This is a genomic window from bacterium, assembly GCA_016786595.1.
Taxonomy (GTDB): domain Bacteria; phylum Bdellovibrionota_C; class UBA2361; order SZUA-149; family JAEUWB01; genus JAEUWB01.
Window position 1 is genome coordinate 13,154 of record JAEUWB010000033.1, and the last position, 17,290, is coordinate 30,443.

The 17,290-nt window shown below is 45.8% G+C and carries 12 protein-coding genes and 2 tRNA genes; 10 read left to right on the forward strand and 4 right to left on the reverse strand.

Annotated features, from left to right (window positions below):
* Positions 1 to 270 precede the first annotated feature (270 nt).
* Positions 271 to 2,592, forward strand: a complete 2,322-nt coding sequence (locus JNK13_05095; protein MBL7662112.1) for a hypothetical protein — start codon at positions 271 to 273, stop codon at positions 2,590 to 2,592.
* An 81-nt stretch (positions 2,593 to 2,673) separates the two neighbouring features.
* Here the strand turns inward: JNK13_05095 and dnaK are convergent, their stop codons facing one another.
* The gene (gene dnaK / locus JNK13_05100; GenBank protein ID MBL7662113.1) at positions 2,674 to 4,575 is read right to left on the reverse strand and encodes a molecular chaperone DnaK; all 1,902 of its coding nucleotides are present in this window, start codon (positions 4,573 to 4,575) and stop codon (positions 2,674 to 2,676) included.
* Positions 4,576 to 4,814: 239 nt separating this feature from the next.
* Between dnaK and JNK13_05105 the strand changes: the two genes are divergently transcribed.
* Positions 4,815 to 4,988: a hypothetical protein gene (locus JNK13_05105; GenBank protein ID MBL7662114.1), complete on the forward strand. Its 174-nt coding sequence runs from the start codon at positions 4,815 to 4,817 to the stop codon at positions 4,986 to 4,988.
* A 150-nt stretch (positions 4,989 to 5,138) separates the two neighbouring features.
* On the opposite strand, the gene JNK13_05110 is transcribed toward JNK13_05105, so the two are convergent.
* Positions 5,139 to 6,074 (reverse strand): serine/threonine protein kinase, encoded by a 936-nt coding sequence (locus JNK13_05110; protein ID MBL7662115.1) that lies wholly within the window; start codon positions 6,072 to 6,074, stop codon positions 5,139 to 5,141.
* Between the two features lie 245 nt (positions 6,075 to 6,319).
* On the opposite strand from JNK13_05110, the gene JNK13_05115 reads away from it, so the two are divergent.
* From JNK13_05115 to JNK13_05140, 6 genes are all read left to right on the forward strand, one after another.
* Positions 6,320 to 6,393, forward strand: a tRNA-Arg gene (locus JNK13_05115).
* Between the two features lie 58 nt (positions 6,394 to 6,451).
* Complete coding sequence (locus JNK13_05120; protein MBL7662116.1) at positions 6,452 to 6,808, forward strand: NADH-quinone oxidoreductase subunit A; 357 nt, start codon at positions 6,452 to 6,454, stop codon at positions 6,806 to 6,808.
* Between the two features lie 174 nt (positions 6,809 to 6,982).
* Complete coding sequence (locus tag JNK13_05125) at positions 6,983 to 7,867, forward strand: NAD(+)/NADH kinase (GenBank protein MBL7662117.1); 885 nt, start codon at positions 6,983 to 6,985, stop codon at positions 7,865 to 7,867.
* Between the two features lie 13 nt (positions 7,868 to 7,880).
* Positions 7,881 to 9,560, forward strand: coding sequence for a DNA repair protein RecN (gene recN / locus JNK13_05130; protein ID MBL7662118.1), 1,680 nt, complete (start codon positions 7,881 to 7,883; stop codon positions 9,558 to 9,560).
* A 174-nt stretch (positions 9,561 to 9,734) separates the two neighbouring features.
* On the forward strand, positions 9,735 to 10,577 hold the full coding sequence (locus JNK13_05135; protein ID MBL7662119.1) for a M23 family metallopeptidase: 843 nt from the start codon (positions 9,735 to 9,737) through the stop codon (positions 10,575 to 10,577).
* A 57-nt stretch (positions 10,578 to 10,634) separates the two neighbouring features.
* A tRNA-Ala gene (locus tag JNK13_05140) sits at positions 10,635 to 10,707 on the forward strand.
* A gap of 495 nt (positions 10,708 to 11,202) precedes the next feature.
* Here JNK13_05140 and JNK13_05145 read toward each other — a convergent pair.
* Positions 11,203 to 12,003 (reverse strand): prohibitin family protein, encoded by an 801-nt coding sequence (locus JNK13_05145; protein ID MBL7662120.1) that lies wholly within the window; start codon positions 12,001 to 12,003, stop codon positions 11,203 to 11,205.
* A 177-nt stretch (positions 12,004 to 12,180) separates the two neighbouring features.
* Entirely contained in the window at positions 12,181 to 12,729 is a 549-nt protein-coding gene (locus JNK13_05150) for a hypothetical protein (GenBank protein ID MBL7662121.1), read from the reverse strand.
* A gap of 269 nt (positions 12,730 to 12,998) precedes the next feature.
* Between JNK13_05150 and JNK13_05155 the strand changes: the two genes are divergently transcribed.
* The gene (locus JNK13_05155) at positions 12,999 to 15,518 is read left to right on the forward strand and encodes a hypothetical protein (GenBank protein ID MBL7662122.1); all 2,520 of its coding nucleotides are present in this window, start codon (positions 12,999 to 13,001) and stop codon (positions 15,516 to 15,518) included.
* A 249-nt stretch (positions 15,519 to 15,767) separates the two neighbouring features.
* Positions 15,768 to 17,290 (forward strand): hypothetical protein (locus JNK13_05160; GenBank protein MBL7662123.1); only part of this gene is annotated, 1,523 nt, incomplete at its 3' end.

The window sequence follows — 17,290 nt, forward strand, 5'->3', positions numbered from 1 at the left end:
GCTTTTGCCGTTGGATTATTTATAATAGACTTCTTTCGAATTAGGATTTTAATAAGAGCTTAACATTTTGATATGATTGAGCAAATAGGGAAAATTTTTTAAAATTTTCAATCTTTTATCGAAAGAAGTCTATTTTGTTTTTTGTCCATTTTTCTTGTGAAAAATGGATCATTAAACTTATTTTTGAATTTTTAATTCAAAAGAAGTTTAATGAGTTTAGTTAACTAATAGCTTAAATTTCATTACAATAGCAAATATGGCATTGAACCAATGAGTGCGACAAAAGCTCAAGCAGAAAAAATCGGTATTGCAGGCGACGAGTGGGACAAGGTTTTGCAATTACTCGGGCGCAGCCCCAATGAGCAAGAGTTGTTCTTAGTTGGACGCTTGCTTGCTGAAGACTGTTCTCAAAAATCATCGGCTAGCTTAACTCAGCATCTAGCAAAGGATAGCCAAACCTTTCCGCTTTCTCGCCTGGGAATTGCGAAACTATCTTCTGGTCAATATGCGCTAACGCGCACTGTGCAGGGGAATATCGCAGTGCTGCGCGAAGGAGCGTCGGGTACGAGCGCAACGCTTTGCCGTGCCGTAAATGAATTTGCAACTCTTGGTGCTAATGTCTGTGGTGTCAGCGTGCAGTTACGTCTCGGCGATCCGGAATCTTCGCGGACAAACCAACTCTTAACGACTATTTGGTCGAGTATCGAAGAATTCTCTTGCTTATCAGGTATTCCAATCACCAGCACTGATCTTTATTTGCATCCGCGCTACGATGGGAACCCTCTTTTTACGGCTACTGCGATTGGAAGCTGTGCTACGCTGCCCGATGTGCCTGTGATTCAACGCAACGCTAGCTATGTTTTGCTCTATATTGGTGAAGCAACTGGGCCTGATGGTTATGCTCCCGGGGAGCTTTTATTCCAAAATGACGCGCGTGCAAAACGAAAAGGCGCGCTTAGCTTTGCTAGTCCATATGCAAGCTTAAAGCTTTTAAAGCTTGCGCAAAAGTATCGCTTCCATCGCGGAGTTGTTTTAATGACCATGCTCGATCGCGGCGGCTTAATTGAGCGTGCATGTGCAATCGCGCAATTTGCAAACCGAGGGTTTAAGCTCGAGCTTGAGCGTGTGCCCTTACGCGTAGCAGGAATCGATCCCGCCGCACTTTTAATCAGCGAGACGCCGGGGCGTATGATTGCCGTTGTGGAAAAAGATTCACAGCGCAGTTTCAATGATGCGCTCAGTGCCGAAGGATTTACTACTTATTTGCTTGGCGAAGTTGGGCATTCAGATGTGATTGAATGCACTGCTGAGCATCAAGAGGTTGCGCTGATTCCATATCGTTTGCCCACGCAGGCTCCGACGCAGAAGCGCTATGCTGTTTCGGAATTTGCCCCAATGCTTCGCCATAAAGATGATCGCAGCGAACTCAAGCAAGATCAAGAGAGTTTAAGCGAGAGACTCAAGCAGGAGCGTACCAAGGATGAGTGGGCAGCGATTCGTAAGACTCAGTCAAAGCAGGTCAAAACAAATGATCACTTGCAAATCCCTGTCCCTGAGAATTTAGAAGATGCTTGGCTTGATATCCTTGCTGCCCCCAATGGAGCTTCACGCTTGAATCTGTTGCGGCGTTTTGATCGTCTCCAACAAGTCAGGCTTTTACCACGTGCACCTGAGGCGGTGCAGATTCTACGACTACATGAGCAGAGTGAAAATACTGCACTAGCATTGGCTGTTGTTTCAAATCCGCTTTTTGTTTCTAAGGATCCGTATTTGGGTACAGTTCATACTGTTGCTGAAGCGTTAAGGGAGCTTGCAACGATTGCTGCTCGGCCGATCGGAGCAACATATTGTCTAAATTTTGGCGATCCAGATGACTACCGCGAACTCTCTGACCTAACCGAGTCTGTGCGTGCTTTAGGAGATGCCTGCAAACTTTGGAGCATTCCTCTGCTAACGGCCGACCAAAGCTTAAAGAATGGCACCGACTCCAATCCAATACTTCCAACTACGGTATTTTCCCTGCTTGGTGAGCTCGATCTAACGCGCAGAATTCCGATCAATTCTTTTGTTGATACGGGGGATGTGATTTTTACAATTGGCTCAGTTTTAAATGATTTGAGCGCCTCAGAATATCTTACTTATTATCATAAGAAAGAAAATTGTTTTACACCGGATATTGACTTTGATTTAGAAATTGCAGTTGCTCGGGCTGTGCACGACTTAGCAGAGAAAAAACTTGTTAATGCCTGCGTTTCAGTCAATCGTGGCGGTTTGGCCATGGCCCTTACGCGTTTAGCTTTGCAACGCGAGAAGGCGCTGGGCTGTGAGCTAGAAATTATTGACCAGCGTCCAGATCTGAGGCCGGACGTTTTTCTTTTCTCCGAAAGCTCAGCGCGCTTTGTTGTTACCGCGAAGCCAGAGCATGCAGAGGCTGTGCAAAGATACCTTGCTACATTGGGCATTCCAATTACTGGGCGAGGGACTGTGGGCGGGAAAAAATTAATTTTAAGTGGCAAATTCTCAGTCGAAATTCCACTGAATACCCTCGACCGCATCTGGTCATCAGGGCTTAAATATGTGCTTGAGCAGTAAGCATTAAGTTAGCTAAAGAGTAGTTGTTAACGTTTTGAGCGTTAACATTGTTAGAATCTCATACGTTAACGACACAAATGATTACTGATCGTCTAAGTCCTGTAAATGCTGGTCGAGTTTGCGGCCGGCAGATCTAAGGTCAGTAATTGCAAGCTGCACTTGCTCTTCAGTTTCTGCATCCTCAAGCGCAAGACGCCCATCCCGCAAAGCGTCAAGCATTTGCTGTCGGTCAGGGTCTTTAAACTGCTGTCCTTGAGTATCGAGTTTAAATTGGTAAGTAAAAATTGCGCTCTTCAAATTATGCTTGAGAGTTTGTAGCGGAGAGTCAGTTGCAGCTTCCTGAGCTTTTTCACTGTCTTCGCGATTTTGTGTTTGCGAACGTTCACGCTGCTCGTTGTAGATCGTGTTTTCCTTAAGTAGCTTGGCAATATCTTCATCCGACAGTCCAGAACTTGCCACAATTTCAACTTGTTTTTCTTCTCCAGTATCTAAATCTTTGGCCGAAACATGCACAATGCCTTCCTCGTCAACAGCGAAAGTCACCGCTATCTGCGGCACTCCGCGCGGCGCTGGTCGAATGCCGGAAAGCTCAAAGCGTCCTAAGGTTTTATTATCCGGTGCAAAAGAACTCTCTCCCTGTAAGACGTGAATACTAACCTTCGGTTGGTTTGGTGCCGAAGTAGTAAAAATTTCAGTCTTGCTCATGGGAATTTTTGTATTGCGCGGGATTAAGACGTTCATAATCCCGCCTTGCGTTTCCATGCCCAGACTTAAACTCGTCACATCAAGTAGACTTACCCCTTTAACGAAACCTTCAAGTAGTCCGGCTTGGATTGCCGCACCGCGAGCAACCGCCTCATCCGGGTCAACGCTATCAAGCGGTTGCTTGCCAAAAATTTTCGCACAATAACGCTTCACGGCCGGCATGCGCGTCATGCCACCGACTAAAATTACTTCGTCGATATCTTCAGGGCGTAGATGGGCATCTTCAAGCGCTGCATAACAAGGCTTTTCCACACGGCGCAAAATTGGCTCGACAATTTTTTCTAAAGTCTTACGCTCAATTTCGATCTGAAACTGCCCCATGCCCTTAGATAAAAATGGCAAGCTAACCTTGGTCACTGGTTGAAAAGACAAAGTGTGCTTAATTTCTCGTGCCGTGTCCTTCAAAACCTGTAAGGCCATTTTATCGCCCATCACGTTAATTCCTGCCTTCGAGCGAATCACGTGCACTAGGAAATTCAAAATCTCAAGATCGAAATCCTCGCCACCTAAATAAGTATCCCCATGGGTAGCCTTGACATCCATCATCCCGCCACGTAACTCGAGGATCGAGATATCAAAAGTGCCTCCACCAAGGTCAAACACCGCAATCGTGCGGTCAGCTCCAGAACGCCCAGCACGCCGAGCTTGTTCCTCCTCAGAAAGATCCACCCCCTCTAAGCCGTAAGCTAGTGCTGCCGCAGTTGGTTCATTGATAATTCTTAAAACATCTAAGCCGGCAATCCGCCCCGCATCCTTTGTAGCTTGACGTTGCGAGTCGTTAAAATGTGCCGGCACTGTAATTACCGCACGATAAACCCGTTCTTTTAAATATTTTTCGGCAATTTCTTTCATGTGAATCAATACATGCGAAGAAATTTCCTCGGGACTGCGTTTTACTCCATCAGTTTCAACCCAGGCGTCATTGTTCGGAGCTGCAATTACCTTGTAAGGTAAGCGCCGCGCGGCTTCCTGCACTTCCGGACTATCATACTTAAGCCCGATTAAACGTTTGACAGCAAAAATCGTATTCAGTGGATTGGTTGTCGTTTGACGAACTGCTGGATATCCGACAAGCGGCTCTTGATTCGCGTTTATGGCAAATACTGAAGGTGTGGTTTTGTTTCCTTCGGGATCAGCAATTACGACCGGTCGGCCATTTTCGATAATGGCCACGCAGCTGTTGGCGGTTCCTAGGTCTATCCCAATTACTTTACTCATTTAAAAAGCCGTTTTTCGTCAAATACTTCGTTGCGGAAGATTTTTTGCTCCCCTCGTTTATTTTAAATAAAGTCGGGTCGCAAAAAATTCCCGCGCCTCGTCTTTGCCAGAAAAACGTCCTTTTAAAGAGCATATTTTCCTGGCCCAACTCATCTAAATTGTTACTACGAAGTTTAGCTACTGGTAGCATTAAGCATTCTCCGTTATAAGCATTATAATAGAAATTCGAGGTTTCGTGCATGCAAAAATTAATATTCTTATTATTTTGTAGTCTTTTCTTAATCAGCTGTTCTTCAAGTAGCGAAGTCCCGCAACCTGCCGATGGTAAGCACTGCCTAACTAACGAAGATTGTAAAGCAGGGAATCGCTGCAGCCGCGGACTTTGTGAGGATATCTACCATCCGGGATTGTAGATTTTATTCCAGTTTGCAATGGGAAACGCTTGATATCGCTTAGGCTTGAATTTAACCTTATCCTTAACCTGAAAATCATCAGCGAAAGGAAAAGTATAAGTTCAAGCCTAAGGCTAAAAATATCTTAAAATAAGATTCATTTATAATTCATCATTTCCGGATCATCCCTTGAATCGAATGTTTAATCCGACTTAATATCGAGTCTCCCGCAACTTGCCCGATCTCCGGGTTAAGTAAACTTAATAAGACAGTTTTAAATTCTGTTGCCGATTGAAAACGCTCTGTTGGGTCAGGGTCGAGCGCGCGACCAATGATACGGATTAAATTATCACTATAACCTAAAAGTTTTTTTGAATTGAGTGGAAAACTTCCGACGAGTTTACTTGAAAGTTGCTCGGCCAGGGGTGCGTGTTCCCAGGGAACTTCACCTGTCATTAATTTATAGGCACTAACCCCAACTGCATAAATATCGCTAACTTGTGAATACTGTCCGGCGCCAAGGCATTCAGGTGCCAGGTAATCAAATGTTCCTACGCCTGAATTTGCTTCATCTGTAGTAATACTTTCGCCAGGCAAAAGCGCTAAACTAAAGTCCGTCAACTTGACCTTGCCGCCCTGCATCAAAAGAATATTTTCAGGCTTAATATCGCGATGGATTACGCCAGCAGTATGCACCGCCTCAAGGCCAGTTAAAACTTGAATCAAGATCTCAATCAAGCGATATTCATTAGGGTGTTCTAGGCCCTCGCGCAAATCGCCACCCTCAGCAAATTCCATTGCTAAGTAACACATTTTTGGATGTGAGACGTAGTCAATCAACTTTACAACATGATCATTGCGACAACAAAGTAAGGCCAGCGCTTCGCGCCGCATCCGGCTCGGATGATCTTGATCGTGCTTAGTTTCAGTATGTAAAACTTTTAAAGCAATTAAAGCCTGCGAAGCTGTTGCTCCGAGTGGGTGAGCCTTGTAGACCACACTGTTTTTGCTTTGCCAGATTGTGCCAACGATTTCATAGCGCTGATCAAACACGGTAGCATGCGTGTCATTCAATCTAATGCTTTTTACTGCTAACGCTGAGCTCATCGACTAAGAAAACAATCCTTATTGAAAAAAGCCAAGTCCTGTGACCTAAAAACATGGCCACTAGAGTAGTTATGACAGCTCAGATCCGAAATGTAGCTCTGGAACTAAAACAAATTACTAAGTGATTACAATAGGTTGCCTAGATCAATGCCAACTCATTTGAATTCGGAAAATAGTGCTCCACTTGTTACTCGGCGACAATTTTGAGAGTAATACCAGCTCGTTAGATAACGATCGGGAGTTTTGCGCCCATAGCTCAACAGGATAGAGCACAAGCCTTCTAAGCTTGGGGTTGGTGGTTCGAGTCCACCTGGGCGCGTGCCCTAATTTAGTTTATGACATATTCTGCATCACACAGTAAGAGTGAATAAATACTTATGATCTCAACATATATCCCCGTCTTAGCTTTAATGGTCCTTGCCGCTGGATTTGTCGCGACAATGTTAATCCTCTCAACTGTTTTAGGACCGAAACGCTATTCTGAAATGAAAGACGACCCTTTTGAATGTGGGTCAGTTCCTTCGGCAACTTTAGGAGATCGTTTCAGCGTTAAATTCTATTTAGTTGCCATGATTTTTATACTTTTCGATATTGAAGTTGTTTTTATGTATCCCTGGGCAATTCAACTTAAACAACTCGGTTGGTACGGATTTTGGGCGATGAGTTCATTTATGATCGTGCTTGCCTTTGGACTGGCGTACATCTGGCGGAAGGGTGTGCTAGACTGGACGTGAGGTTAGCAATTTTGGCTAAATACTTCGTTGCGGAAGATTTTCTAGGATTTCATGTATTGCAATACATTGGAAATCCTAGAAAATTTCCGCGCCGCGGCTTTATCTCAAACTTGCTTACCTCACGCAGACGATAATTTTATGATCTAATACGGCAAACCTTCAGAATTTATTAGCATGACGAAATTGAACAAAACAATTGGCATCGTCGCCAAGCCACAAAGCGAGAAGGCCCGTGAGCTGGCCAATGAAGTGCTCACTTGGGCACGACAGAAAAATTACAAGGTCGTGATTGAGGCTGAAATCGCTGATCAACTCAAACTCGAAGATCGCCCACAAGTAGTTTCGCGTGAAGAAATTGTAACAATTGCTGACCCGATTGTTGTGCTCGGAGGAGATGGGACGCTAATCAGCGTAATGCGCCATCCTTCCAAAGAGACTCCCACTGTAGTTGGAGTAAATGTAGGGACGCTTGGTTTTCTAACCGAGATTACAACTGCGGAAATGCTGCCTGTACTTGAATCAGTGATTAACGGGAATGCTCGAATCCGAGAGCGAACCTTGCTTGAGGTTGAAGTAATCAGTGCTGGGAAATCAGAAAAGACTTATGCAATTAATGATATCGTAATTGGCAAAGAAGCTTTGGCGCGTATTTTCGATGTCGAGCTTTATGTCGATGGCGAGTATGCCACAACCTTTCGAGGTGACGGTGTAATTGTTGCCACACCAATCGGATCGACCGCTTATTCACTTGCTGCTCATGGATCAATTGTGCACCCGCAAGTGCAAGGCACCTTGATTACTCCACTTTGCCCTCACAGCTTGACACATCGTCCTTTGGTTTTGCCCCAGCAGCTCCCACTCGTTCTCAAAGTTCCTGGCGAGGGCGCAGATGATAAAGTTTATCTCACCGTTGACGGTCAGGAGGGTTTTGACTTACCGAGTGGTAGTGAAATCCGAGTACAGCCCTCTAAATTCCACGTTAAAGTCACCAAATCTCCAACGAAAAGTTATTTCGAAGTATTAAGTACAAAATTGCATTGGGGCACGCGCCCAAAGTAGTTCTGATAGGCGTATGTTAGTAACACTACGGATTAAACGTTTGGCAATTATCGATGAGCTTGAGCTTGATCTCGAGCCAGGACTAAACGTGATTACTGGTGAGACCGGGGCAGGTAAGTCCATTCTCTTAAAAGCAATCGATATGCTCACGGGTAAACGCGTCAGTGGGGATGCTGTGCGCTCGGGTGCCAAGGACACGGAAGTAGAAGGACTTTTTACTTTTGAACCTGAAGAAATCAAGAAATTGCAGGAACTCTACGGTGAGGAATTGCTTGAAGCTGATGAGGAAGAAATCATCATTCGCCGCGTGGTTGATCTGCAGGGTAAGAGCAAGGCCGCCGTTAACGGCAGACTCTGCACACTTAGTAAGCTCCAAGAACTCTCGCGCGATCTCTTAGACATTACTTCGCAGCACGACCAACAGACGCTACTTTCGGCACGGTCGCAGCGCCGCCTGCTGGATGCAAATTTTATTGCCCCAGCCTTACTTACGCATGTGGCTACAAGCTTTCGCGAGTATAAGCAGTGCGCGGATGAGCTCGAGGCCTTTCTTGCTGCTCAGCAGGAGAAAGATCAGCGCCTTGCTAGAATATCTGCCGAACTAGAAGAGCTTGATACTCTTGATCTTAGTCCAACCAAGCGCGAGGATTTGGAAGCAGAGCTTTCCCGCTTAGCTAATACTGAACAGCTACGGGAAATCACGAATCAGATTGAAACAATTTTTTCGGGTGATGGCAGCACGAAAACTGGTGGACTGAATCAACTTGCAAAGTCACTCCAGCAGGAGCTTGTTAGTCTGCAGCGCATCGACCAAACAGCAAGCCTCATGCTGGAACGTGCTCATTCAGCCTTTAATGAATTAACAGATATCCAGTTTGAAGTTGAAAAAATCGGCACAACGCTTGACGCTGACCCACAGTATGTCGAAGGACTACGTAAACTTCTTTCCGACATCTCGAGGGTGGAACGCCGCTATAGTAAACAAGGCGCAGAGCTTTTCAGCTATTATTTACAGATTAAACAAGAGTTTAATGATCTCACCCAGAGCGATAGTACCGAACGCAGGCTTAGAGAAAAGTGTGAAAGTGCTCGAAAAATACTGGCCAGCCATCAAGAAAAGTTGACGGAGGCGCGCAAGCAGGCGGCCGATAAATTAATTAAGCTCATCCCACAAGAATTAGCCAAAGTTAACCTAGCCAAGGCGCGCTTTAATGTTGTACTTGAACCTTGCCCAGCTAGTGCTGAAGGACAGGAGGAAGTGCGCTTTTATTTTTCAGCTAATCCTGGCGAGAAAGAAGCTCCATTAGAGAAAGTTGCTTCGGGCGGAGAGCTTTCGCGCTTACTCTTAGTATTAAAAACAATTGTCAATAAACGATCCGGTGCCGGACTCCAGGTCTTTGATGAAATTGACACTGGCGTCGGTGGCGCAGTGGCGCAATCAATTGGTGAGAAGTTGAGCGCAGTTTCCGAACATACTCAAGTGATTGTTGTTACGCATGCACCCCAAGTTGCGGCATTTGCCGATTCACACTTCGTAGTGGCAAAAGAATCAGATCAAAAAACAACTCGCACGTTTGTCCGCAAGCTCACAGACAAAGACCAGGTCTCCGAATTGGCACGCATGCTTGCCGGAAAAGAAGTTACTCGCGAATTTGAAGAATCAGCACGCCGCTTACTGTCGTTGAGAAATTAACCTACATTTAAAGTGGCGGATTAATTTAGCTTTTTTATTGCGGTTATTTCACGCGATTACCCACAAGCCTGAGGGATTCAATTCTGGCGTAATTATGCTCGGAAATTTGCCATGTAGTGCTCTAGCTGCTATCACGTTCAGGTTCAAAACTTGCAACACAAAAAAGCAAGAACTATGGAATTTAAAAACATATTTTTACAAACAAAGACACGCGCCGAAATTAATCGCGTCCTAAAAACTCTGGCTGCAATCGCCACAGCGCTATTCGTATATCTCAGCCTACACGCCCCCCAAGGCAGTCACAACGGCTTAGACCGCGTTCGCTCTGCGCTACAAGGCGTTCAAGGCTATGAAGCAAAATTACGAACCCAGGCAAATGAACTACAGAAAGTTTTAGCCAAAATCCGCTCCCTTAGCTCTGATGACGCTGGCCGCAAATCATCTACAACAACTGACGAATCCGCGATCGGTGGCGGTATTAATATCGATTCTCCGTTCTTCCTACTCGGAAATAACCACCTCGATAAAATATCGCTAAAATCAAATTACGACCTTTCAATTATCCTAGATAATCAAGTTAAAACACTTAAACATACCCCCTTAGGCTCTCCCGTAGCAGCAGGACGTATTACCTCTGACTTTGGCACCAGACTTTCTCCATTCGGTCGCAATTATCAAATGCACTCCGGAATCGATATTGCAGCCGACTATGGAACCGCAGTCCTTGCCTCAGCTGATGGCACAGTTATCTACGCCGGCCCAAAAAGCGGATACGGCAATGTCGTCATTATTGAACACACCTCTGACCTCGAATCAGTCTATGCCCATCTCTCAGCATTCAACGTGCGCGTAGGTGATAAACTGTCGCGCGGCAGTAAAATCGGCCAAGTCGGCTCAACTGGCCACTCCACAGGCCCACACTTACACTACGAAATTCGCGATAACGGCCGCGCCCTCGATCCACAACCATTTCTAGATTTTGCAAAGTATATCGCAGAACTTGATCTACAAGCCTAAACTGTCTATCTTCACCAACACCCATACGCATCAAACACGCCCACTTCACATAATTCCGGGGTTGTAGCTCAGCTGGGAGAGCGCTTGCATGGCATGCAAGAGGTCGAGGGTTCGATCCCCTTCAACTCCACTTACTTTTTCTTTCGCGAGAAAGAAAAAGTAAGCAAAAAGAAAGCGGTAGGCTTTCTTTTTGTAACTTTGCATGTTGTGCGTGAGCACGACAAAAGAATTCTGTGCGGAGAAGAAAGGTTGGACCAAAGAAAACGGTTAGTTTTCTTTGGGGTTACTTTTCCGTCGAGCTTTAGCTCGACCAATAATACTGCGCGAGAAAGCAGCGTTAGCTGGACCTATTCCATGAAAGGACTAGGTCATGTAAGCAAAAAGAAAGCGGTAGGCTTTCTTTTTGTAACTTTGCATGTTGTGCGTGAGCACGACAAAAGAATTCTGTGCGAAAAAGAAAGGTTGGACCAAAGAAAACGGCAAGTTTTCTTTCACCCCTTAGGCTTGCACTTGAACTTAACCTTAACCTTGAACTAAAGAAGTTCAAGGTTAAGTATGAGTTCAAGCCTAAGCCAAAGAGTCGGGATTACTCCATCACGCTATTGCCACTTTGGGGCTAAAGCTCCTAGCGGTCTTCAGCTCTAGACAGTGGCAACAACACATTTGCAGGAGAATTTGTACCGACAGAAACTGAAAGCGGGGCTTTCCCATCCCAACGCTGCGCAATCTCAAGATCGATTACGCGCGGAGCTTCTTTCAGTGCATCACCCTTGACTTTTACAGCCTTAGCCTCAGCTTCAGCTTGCACTAGCGTAATATCAGCTTGGCGCTTTTCTTTTTCTAATTCAAAAGACTTAGCCAAGGCTTCCTGCTCACGCACGACTTTTTGCTCAATTGCATGCTCAAGCTGGTCGGAAAGATCGATGTTAGTGATAATTAAATCTTCAATTTTTAAAACTTCGCCAATGCTGCCGTGAATTCGTTCAAGTACCTCGTTTTTGGCCTTTTCGCGGTGCTTAACCAAATCCTCTGCGCGATAAAGCGCAGCAACTTGCTTTACTCCTTCTTGTACGCGCGGTTCAATCAAGTTACTATAGGGGTCACCACTGTAATTTTGAAAAAGCTTTACAACTTGGCTTTCTGGAATGCGGTAGAGGACCGAAAATGAAATCGACATTTGTTGTAAATCACTGGAAAAAGACGCTGATTGGCCATCAGCTTTTAACTGCATAATCGGGTAATCACGAATTACTTGCGCAAAGGGCATTTTGAAAACTAAGCCCTCAGGCTTTTGTTCGGGACTGACCTTACCTAAGGTAATTACAATTCCACGGTGCCCAGGAGGAACGATGTGAAAACACGACATCCCGCCAATGACTAAAATAAAAATTACAATGCCAGAGAAAAGAGAACCAAGTGATTGCATAGCTACTCCATTATTTTTTGATTGGCATTAAGGTAGCCTGTTGCAGGTAGAATGTCCATTCAGACTAGATTTTCTCTGCTTGACTTGCTGATGCTAGTTTTGCAAAAGCTAGAAGATTAGGGAGTTGATGGTATCAACCTGATTTGGAAAACCTCATACATCACCTAATCTTTATTATCACGGTTTTCGCAGCGCACTTGTGTTGCGGATCAATTGATCCGCTTCGTAATTACTGACCGAAGCGGCCTTAAGCACCTCGCGGGCATGCCAAATCTTACCTAACGCTGATAACGCGGATGGATCAAGGGCAATTGCTCGTGCAGTGCGACTGAAGATGCTGACAATGTTACACCAGCTTGGCGAATATGATTTAGCGATCGAAGAGGGGACGAGACATTGAGTTGCGGTGGTTAAGCGATCACTGATGTGCAGCGCTCCAGCAACTGAATCCGTTCTGGCTAGATCGCTAGCAATCTGCAGCAAAATTCCAAGAACATTTTCTAGCCCAGCGGGCATTGCACTTGCGTCATGCAAATCACGTAGCTCTGCGATGCCTTCAAGTAGCTTGCCGTAAGCATACTGAGTGTAGGGAGTTATCTGATCAGTATGATCTCGTCTTGGCCGCTTGTCGCTGCGCCATAAATAGTAAAAAAGCAGCCCGCAAGGCAACCAAAAGAATGCTACAACGCAAGCAAAGACAATCAAGATAATGTGAGAAGTTTCCATGGTGTTCACCTCGTAGCAATCGCTTTGCTACGAGGTGACGCCTTGCTTAATTCACATTGGTGGATTTCAAGATAAATTAGAAAAACTTGTATTAAATTACCATCAACTACCCGAAGGAATAGGAACTAACGTACTCTAGCTATCAAGTCTAACGTCGCACGATATTTTTGCAAAATATTTATTGCGTTATCCCGCTGATTTTATTGAAAAAATAAGCTAATCGATGCGTTAGCTCTACAAGATTCTCGCAAACCTGCCGATAGGTATTTATGCGTAAACTCTTACTTTTTATCTGCATCTTTGCAGCATCGCCAGTTTTATCCCAAGACATCGTCTTTATTACTCAAGTTCCCTTCTATCAAGGTTTTGGTGCCGGCTTTGGAACTTTCGGCAATCACAAGGGTGGAGTCTATGAAGCCCCACGCGGAGGAGACCTTTGGATTCGCTATGCCGATGGAACGTATAAGAATTTAACGCAAACTGCAGGATACGGAAATTCCGGTTTTCAGGGTGCAAACTCAATTGCTGTACGCGACCCTGCGGTGCACTGGTCTGGCACGAAAGTAATTTTTAGTATGGTTATTGGTGCGCCGACTCATCAATATCAAGTCCAAGATTTTTATTTTCAGATCTATGAAGTAACCGGGCTTGGAAAAAATGAAACTCCAGTAATTACCAAAGTTCCCAATCAGCCTGTGGATTTTAATAACGTGATGCCGACATACGGCACAGACGACAAAATTCTTTTTATGTCTGACCGACCACGTAACGGAGCTAGGCACCTTTATCCACAGCGTGATGAATATGAATCAAGTGATATCGTTTCTGGACTTTGGAGTTTAAATCCTACGACAGGAGAACTTAAGATCTTAGATCACGCACCATCGGGTGCATTTAATCCATTAGTCGATAGTTTTGGCCGTGTTATTTATTCACGTTGGGACCATCTGCAGCAAGATCAACAGGCTGATGCAGGCGGATATGGCGCATTTAATTATGCTGACGAGAGTGAAAGCGCTTCGCGGATAAATTCAATCCAAGAATTTTTTCCAGAACCGCGATCTGTTGTGCGTCAGACTGACCCGACACTTAATTTGCATACATTTAATTTCTTTTTTCCCTGGCAGATTAATGAGGACGGGACGGAACATGAAACTTTAAATCATGTTGGTCGTCACGAATTAGCAGGTTATTTTGATAGATCGTTTAATGACGATCCAAATTTAGATGAGTTTTATGATTCATCAACACGCTTTAATCAGAATCCAATGGATATTTTTCTACATTTATCTGAAGATCCATTAAACCCCGGAACATTTTTAGGAACACGCTGTCAGGAGTTTGGCACACATGCGTCCGGCCAAATCGCGAGCATTAACGGAGCACCAACCGTGCCCGCGCACCAAATGTCTGTGACTTATTTGACTCATCCAGATACAGCTTTTGCTACAGATAATCCGAGCTCAAATCACAGTGGACTATATCGCGATCCAATTCGCCTCTCGAATGGTAATTACCTGGCAGCACATACAACTGAAACAAGGCAAGATGAGAATGCTGGGTCAGGAAATTCGCCTAACTCACGTTACCAATACCGCATTCGTTATTTAGCAAAGCCGGGAGCATATTATACGTCAGCTACGGCACTAACATCAGGGATTTCTAAAACTGTCGATTGGTGGAGCCCGGATGTGCATCTGAATTATTCAGGACAGCTCTGGGAGCTTCAACCTATAGAACTACGTTCCAGAACTCGTCCGGGCATGCGTCAAGCGGCATTGCCTGCAATTGAACAAACTGTAATTGAGCGTGATTATGGGTCAGTTGAAACTTTACGCACTTTGCTACGTGAAAATAACTTGGCGCTAATTGTTTCACGCGATGTCTTGACTCGCGACAGCGCTGATAAACAACAACCATTTAACTTAAAAATCCCAGGCACTGACCATCAAAAGTTGGGCGCTGGGGGTAAAATCTATGACGTAGAGTACATGCAGATTTTTCAAGGCGATCAAGTCCGAGGTTATGGTGGCGTTGATTCTCCACAAGCAGGGCGCCGCATCATTGCAAAACCATTGCATGACCCAGCAGCTCAAAATGTCCCTCACGATGGACCAGTTGGTTCCGTAAAATTAGGAGTTGATGGGTCGATGGCAGCACTTGTTCCTGCGCAACGTGCCCTGACTTGGCACCTTACTGATGATGCCGGAAAGGGGGTTGTGCGAGAAAGAGTATGGCTCACATTCCAGCCGGGTGAAATTCGAGTCTGCGCGAGTTGTCATGGCGTTAATAATTTAGATCAGACTGGCTCAGCTGCTCCAATAAATGAACCAATGGCGCTGAGTGAGCTCGTGCAATACATCAAAAATAACTTTACGCCAGTGCCTCCGCCTCAAGAATCAACATGGACGATGAAAATCATTGGGCGTGACCAAAGAAATAAAAATCGTAACAATAATATCTACTCTAAAAAAGGCTTTAGCGTTTCCCTTGTTAGTGCGCCAGCTAAGGCCAGCGAACAAGTAAATATCAGGTTAAGCATTGCCGATAAAATTTGTGGAAATTCAAAACAGGTTCAGTCGTTTCCAAATGGAACGATTAAACTTAGTGGAAAGGCAGCGAAAATTAACCGAAAAAGTATAAAGTTGAAATACGAAGCATATGTCAACCATAAACTAGCAGCATCTAAAAATGCTGAGTATAGAAACTCACGTTCGAGTCGAAAGGGCAAGCTCAGCGGAAAGGAATTTAGATCGTTATGTAAGAGTTTAATCGCAAGTCTAAAATGACATAATAGTTGTAGGGATTTTTTGCTAGATTCTATTTATTCAAGCTAGGGGGAACAACTAGTTGATACTACAAGGCTAAAAATTTTTACAATTAGGACTAAAGCTATTTAGTTTAAGTTGACGATGTATCGTTACTATCTTAACAATTGATTTGCGGGTAGTTTTTATCTAACTAAGTTCGTCATAAATGCGAATTGTCTGGAATTTAGTAGATTTAAAGTTTTTGGATTACTGGTTCAGAGCTATTTTATGTACTTGAGCGGATTTAAGATTGCAGTAATAAAAGTGAGTTTTGTTTCCGCAGTCTTTGCGTTTAGTCCTGTATTTTTTTCAAATAATTGTGAGGCTCAGAACAAAAGCCCCTCTGGTTTTTACTGCCGAGATTCTTCAGGAAATGCAATCAATTGCCGCGATCATAATAAAAATAAAAAGAAAAAGAAGAAAAAGAAAAAGCCAGGTAGCGGCAGCAGTAGCGGCTCAGGGGCCACTGGCGTAACAGGAGCAACAGGAGCAACTGGTGCAACCGGAGCAACCGGAGCAAATGGAGCAACAGGCGTAACGGGTGCAACAGGTGTAACGGGTGCAACAGGTGTAACGGGTGCAACAGGGGCCACTGGTGCGACAGGCACAGCAGGAACAAACGGAGCAACAGGAGCCACCGGCGCAACTGGCACAGCAGGAACAAATGGAGCTACAGGTGCAACCGGAGCAACAGGTGCAACTGGAGCTACCGGAGCAACCGGCGCTACCGGAGCAACAGGTGCGACTGGCACAGCAGGAACTAACGGAGCTACCGGTGCAACGGGCGCAACAGGGGCAACTGGCGCAACTGGCACAGCAGGAACAAACGGCGCAACCGGAGCTACCGGTGCAACAGGTGCGACAGGCACAGCAGGAACTAACGGAGCTACTGGTGCAACTGGAGCTACCGGCGCAACAGGAGCAACGGGTGCAACCGGAACGAATGGAACTAACGGAGCAACTGGAGCTACCGGTGCAACAGGTGCGACTGGCACAGCAGGAACTAACGGAGCTACCGGTGCAACGGGCGCAACAGGGGCAACAGGCGCAACTGGCACAGCAGGAACAAACGGCGCAACCGGAGCTACCGGTGCAACAGGTGCAACGGGTGCGACAGGCACAGCAGGAACTAACGGAGCAACAGGTGCAACTGGAGCTACCGGAGCAACGGGTGCAACCGGAACGAATGGAACTACCGGAGCAACCGGCGCTACCGGAGCAACGGGCGCTACCGGTGCAACAGGTGCGACTGGCACAGCAGGAACTAACGGAGCTACCGGTGCAACGGGCGCAACAGGGGCAACTGGCGCGACTGGCACAGCAGGAACAAACGGCGCAACTGGAGCTACCGGTGCAACAGGAGCAACGGGTGCGACAGGCACAGCAGGAACTAACGGAGCTACAGGAGCAACTGGTGCAACCGGAGCAAATGGAGCAACGGGCGCAACAGGGGCAACAGGCGCAACTGGCACAGCAGGAACAAATGGAGCCACTGGCGCAACAGGAGCCACCGGCGCAACAGGCGTAACGGGTGCAACAGGGGCAACTGGTGCAACCGGAACGAATGGAACTAACGGAGCAACTGGAGCAACTGGAGCAACTGGAGCTACCGGAGCAACAGGCGCAACTGGCACAGCAGGAACAAATGGAGCCACTGGCGCAACAGGAGCCACCGGCGCAACAGGCGTAACGGGTGCAACAGGGGCAACTGGTGCAACCGGAACGAATGGAACTAACGGAGCAACTGGAGC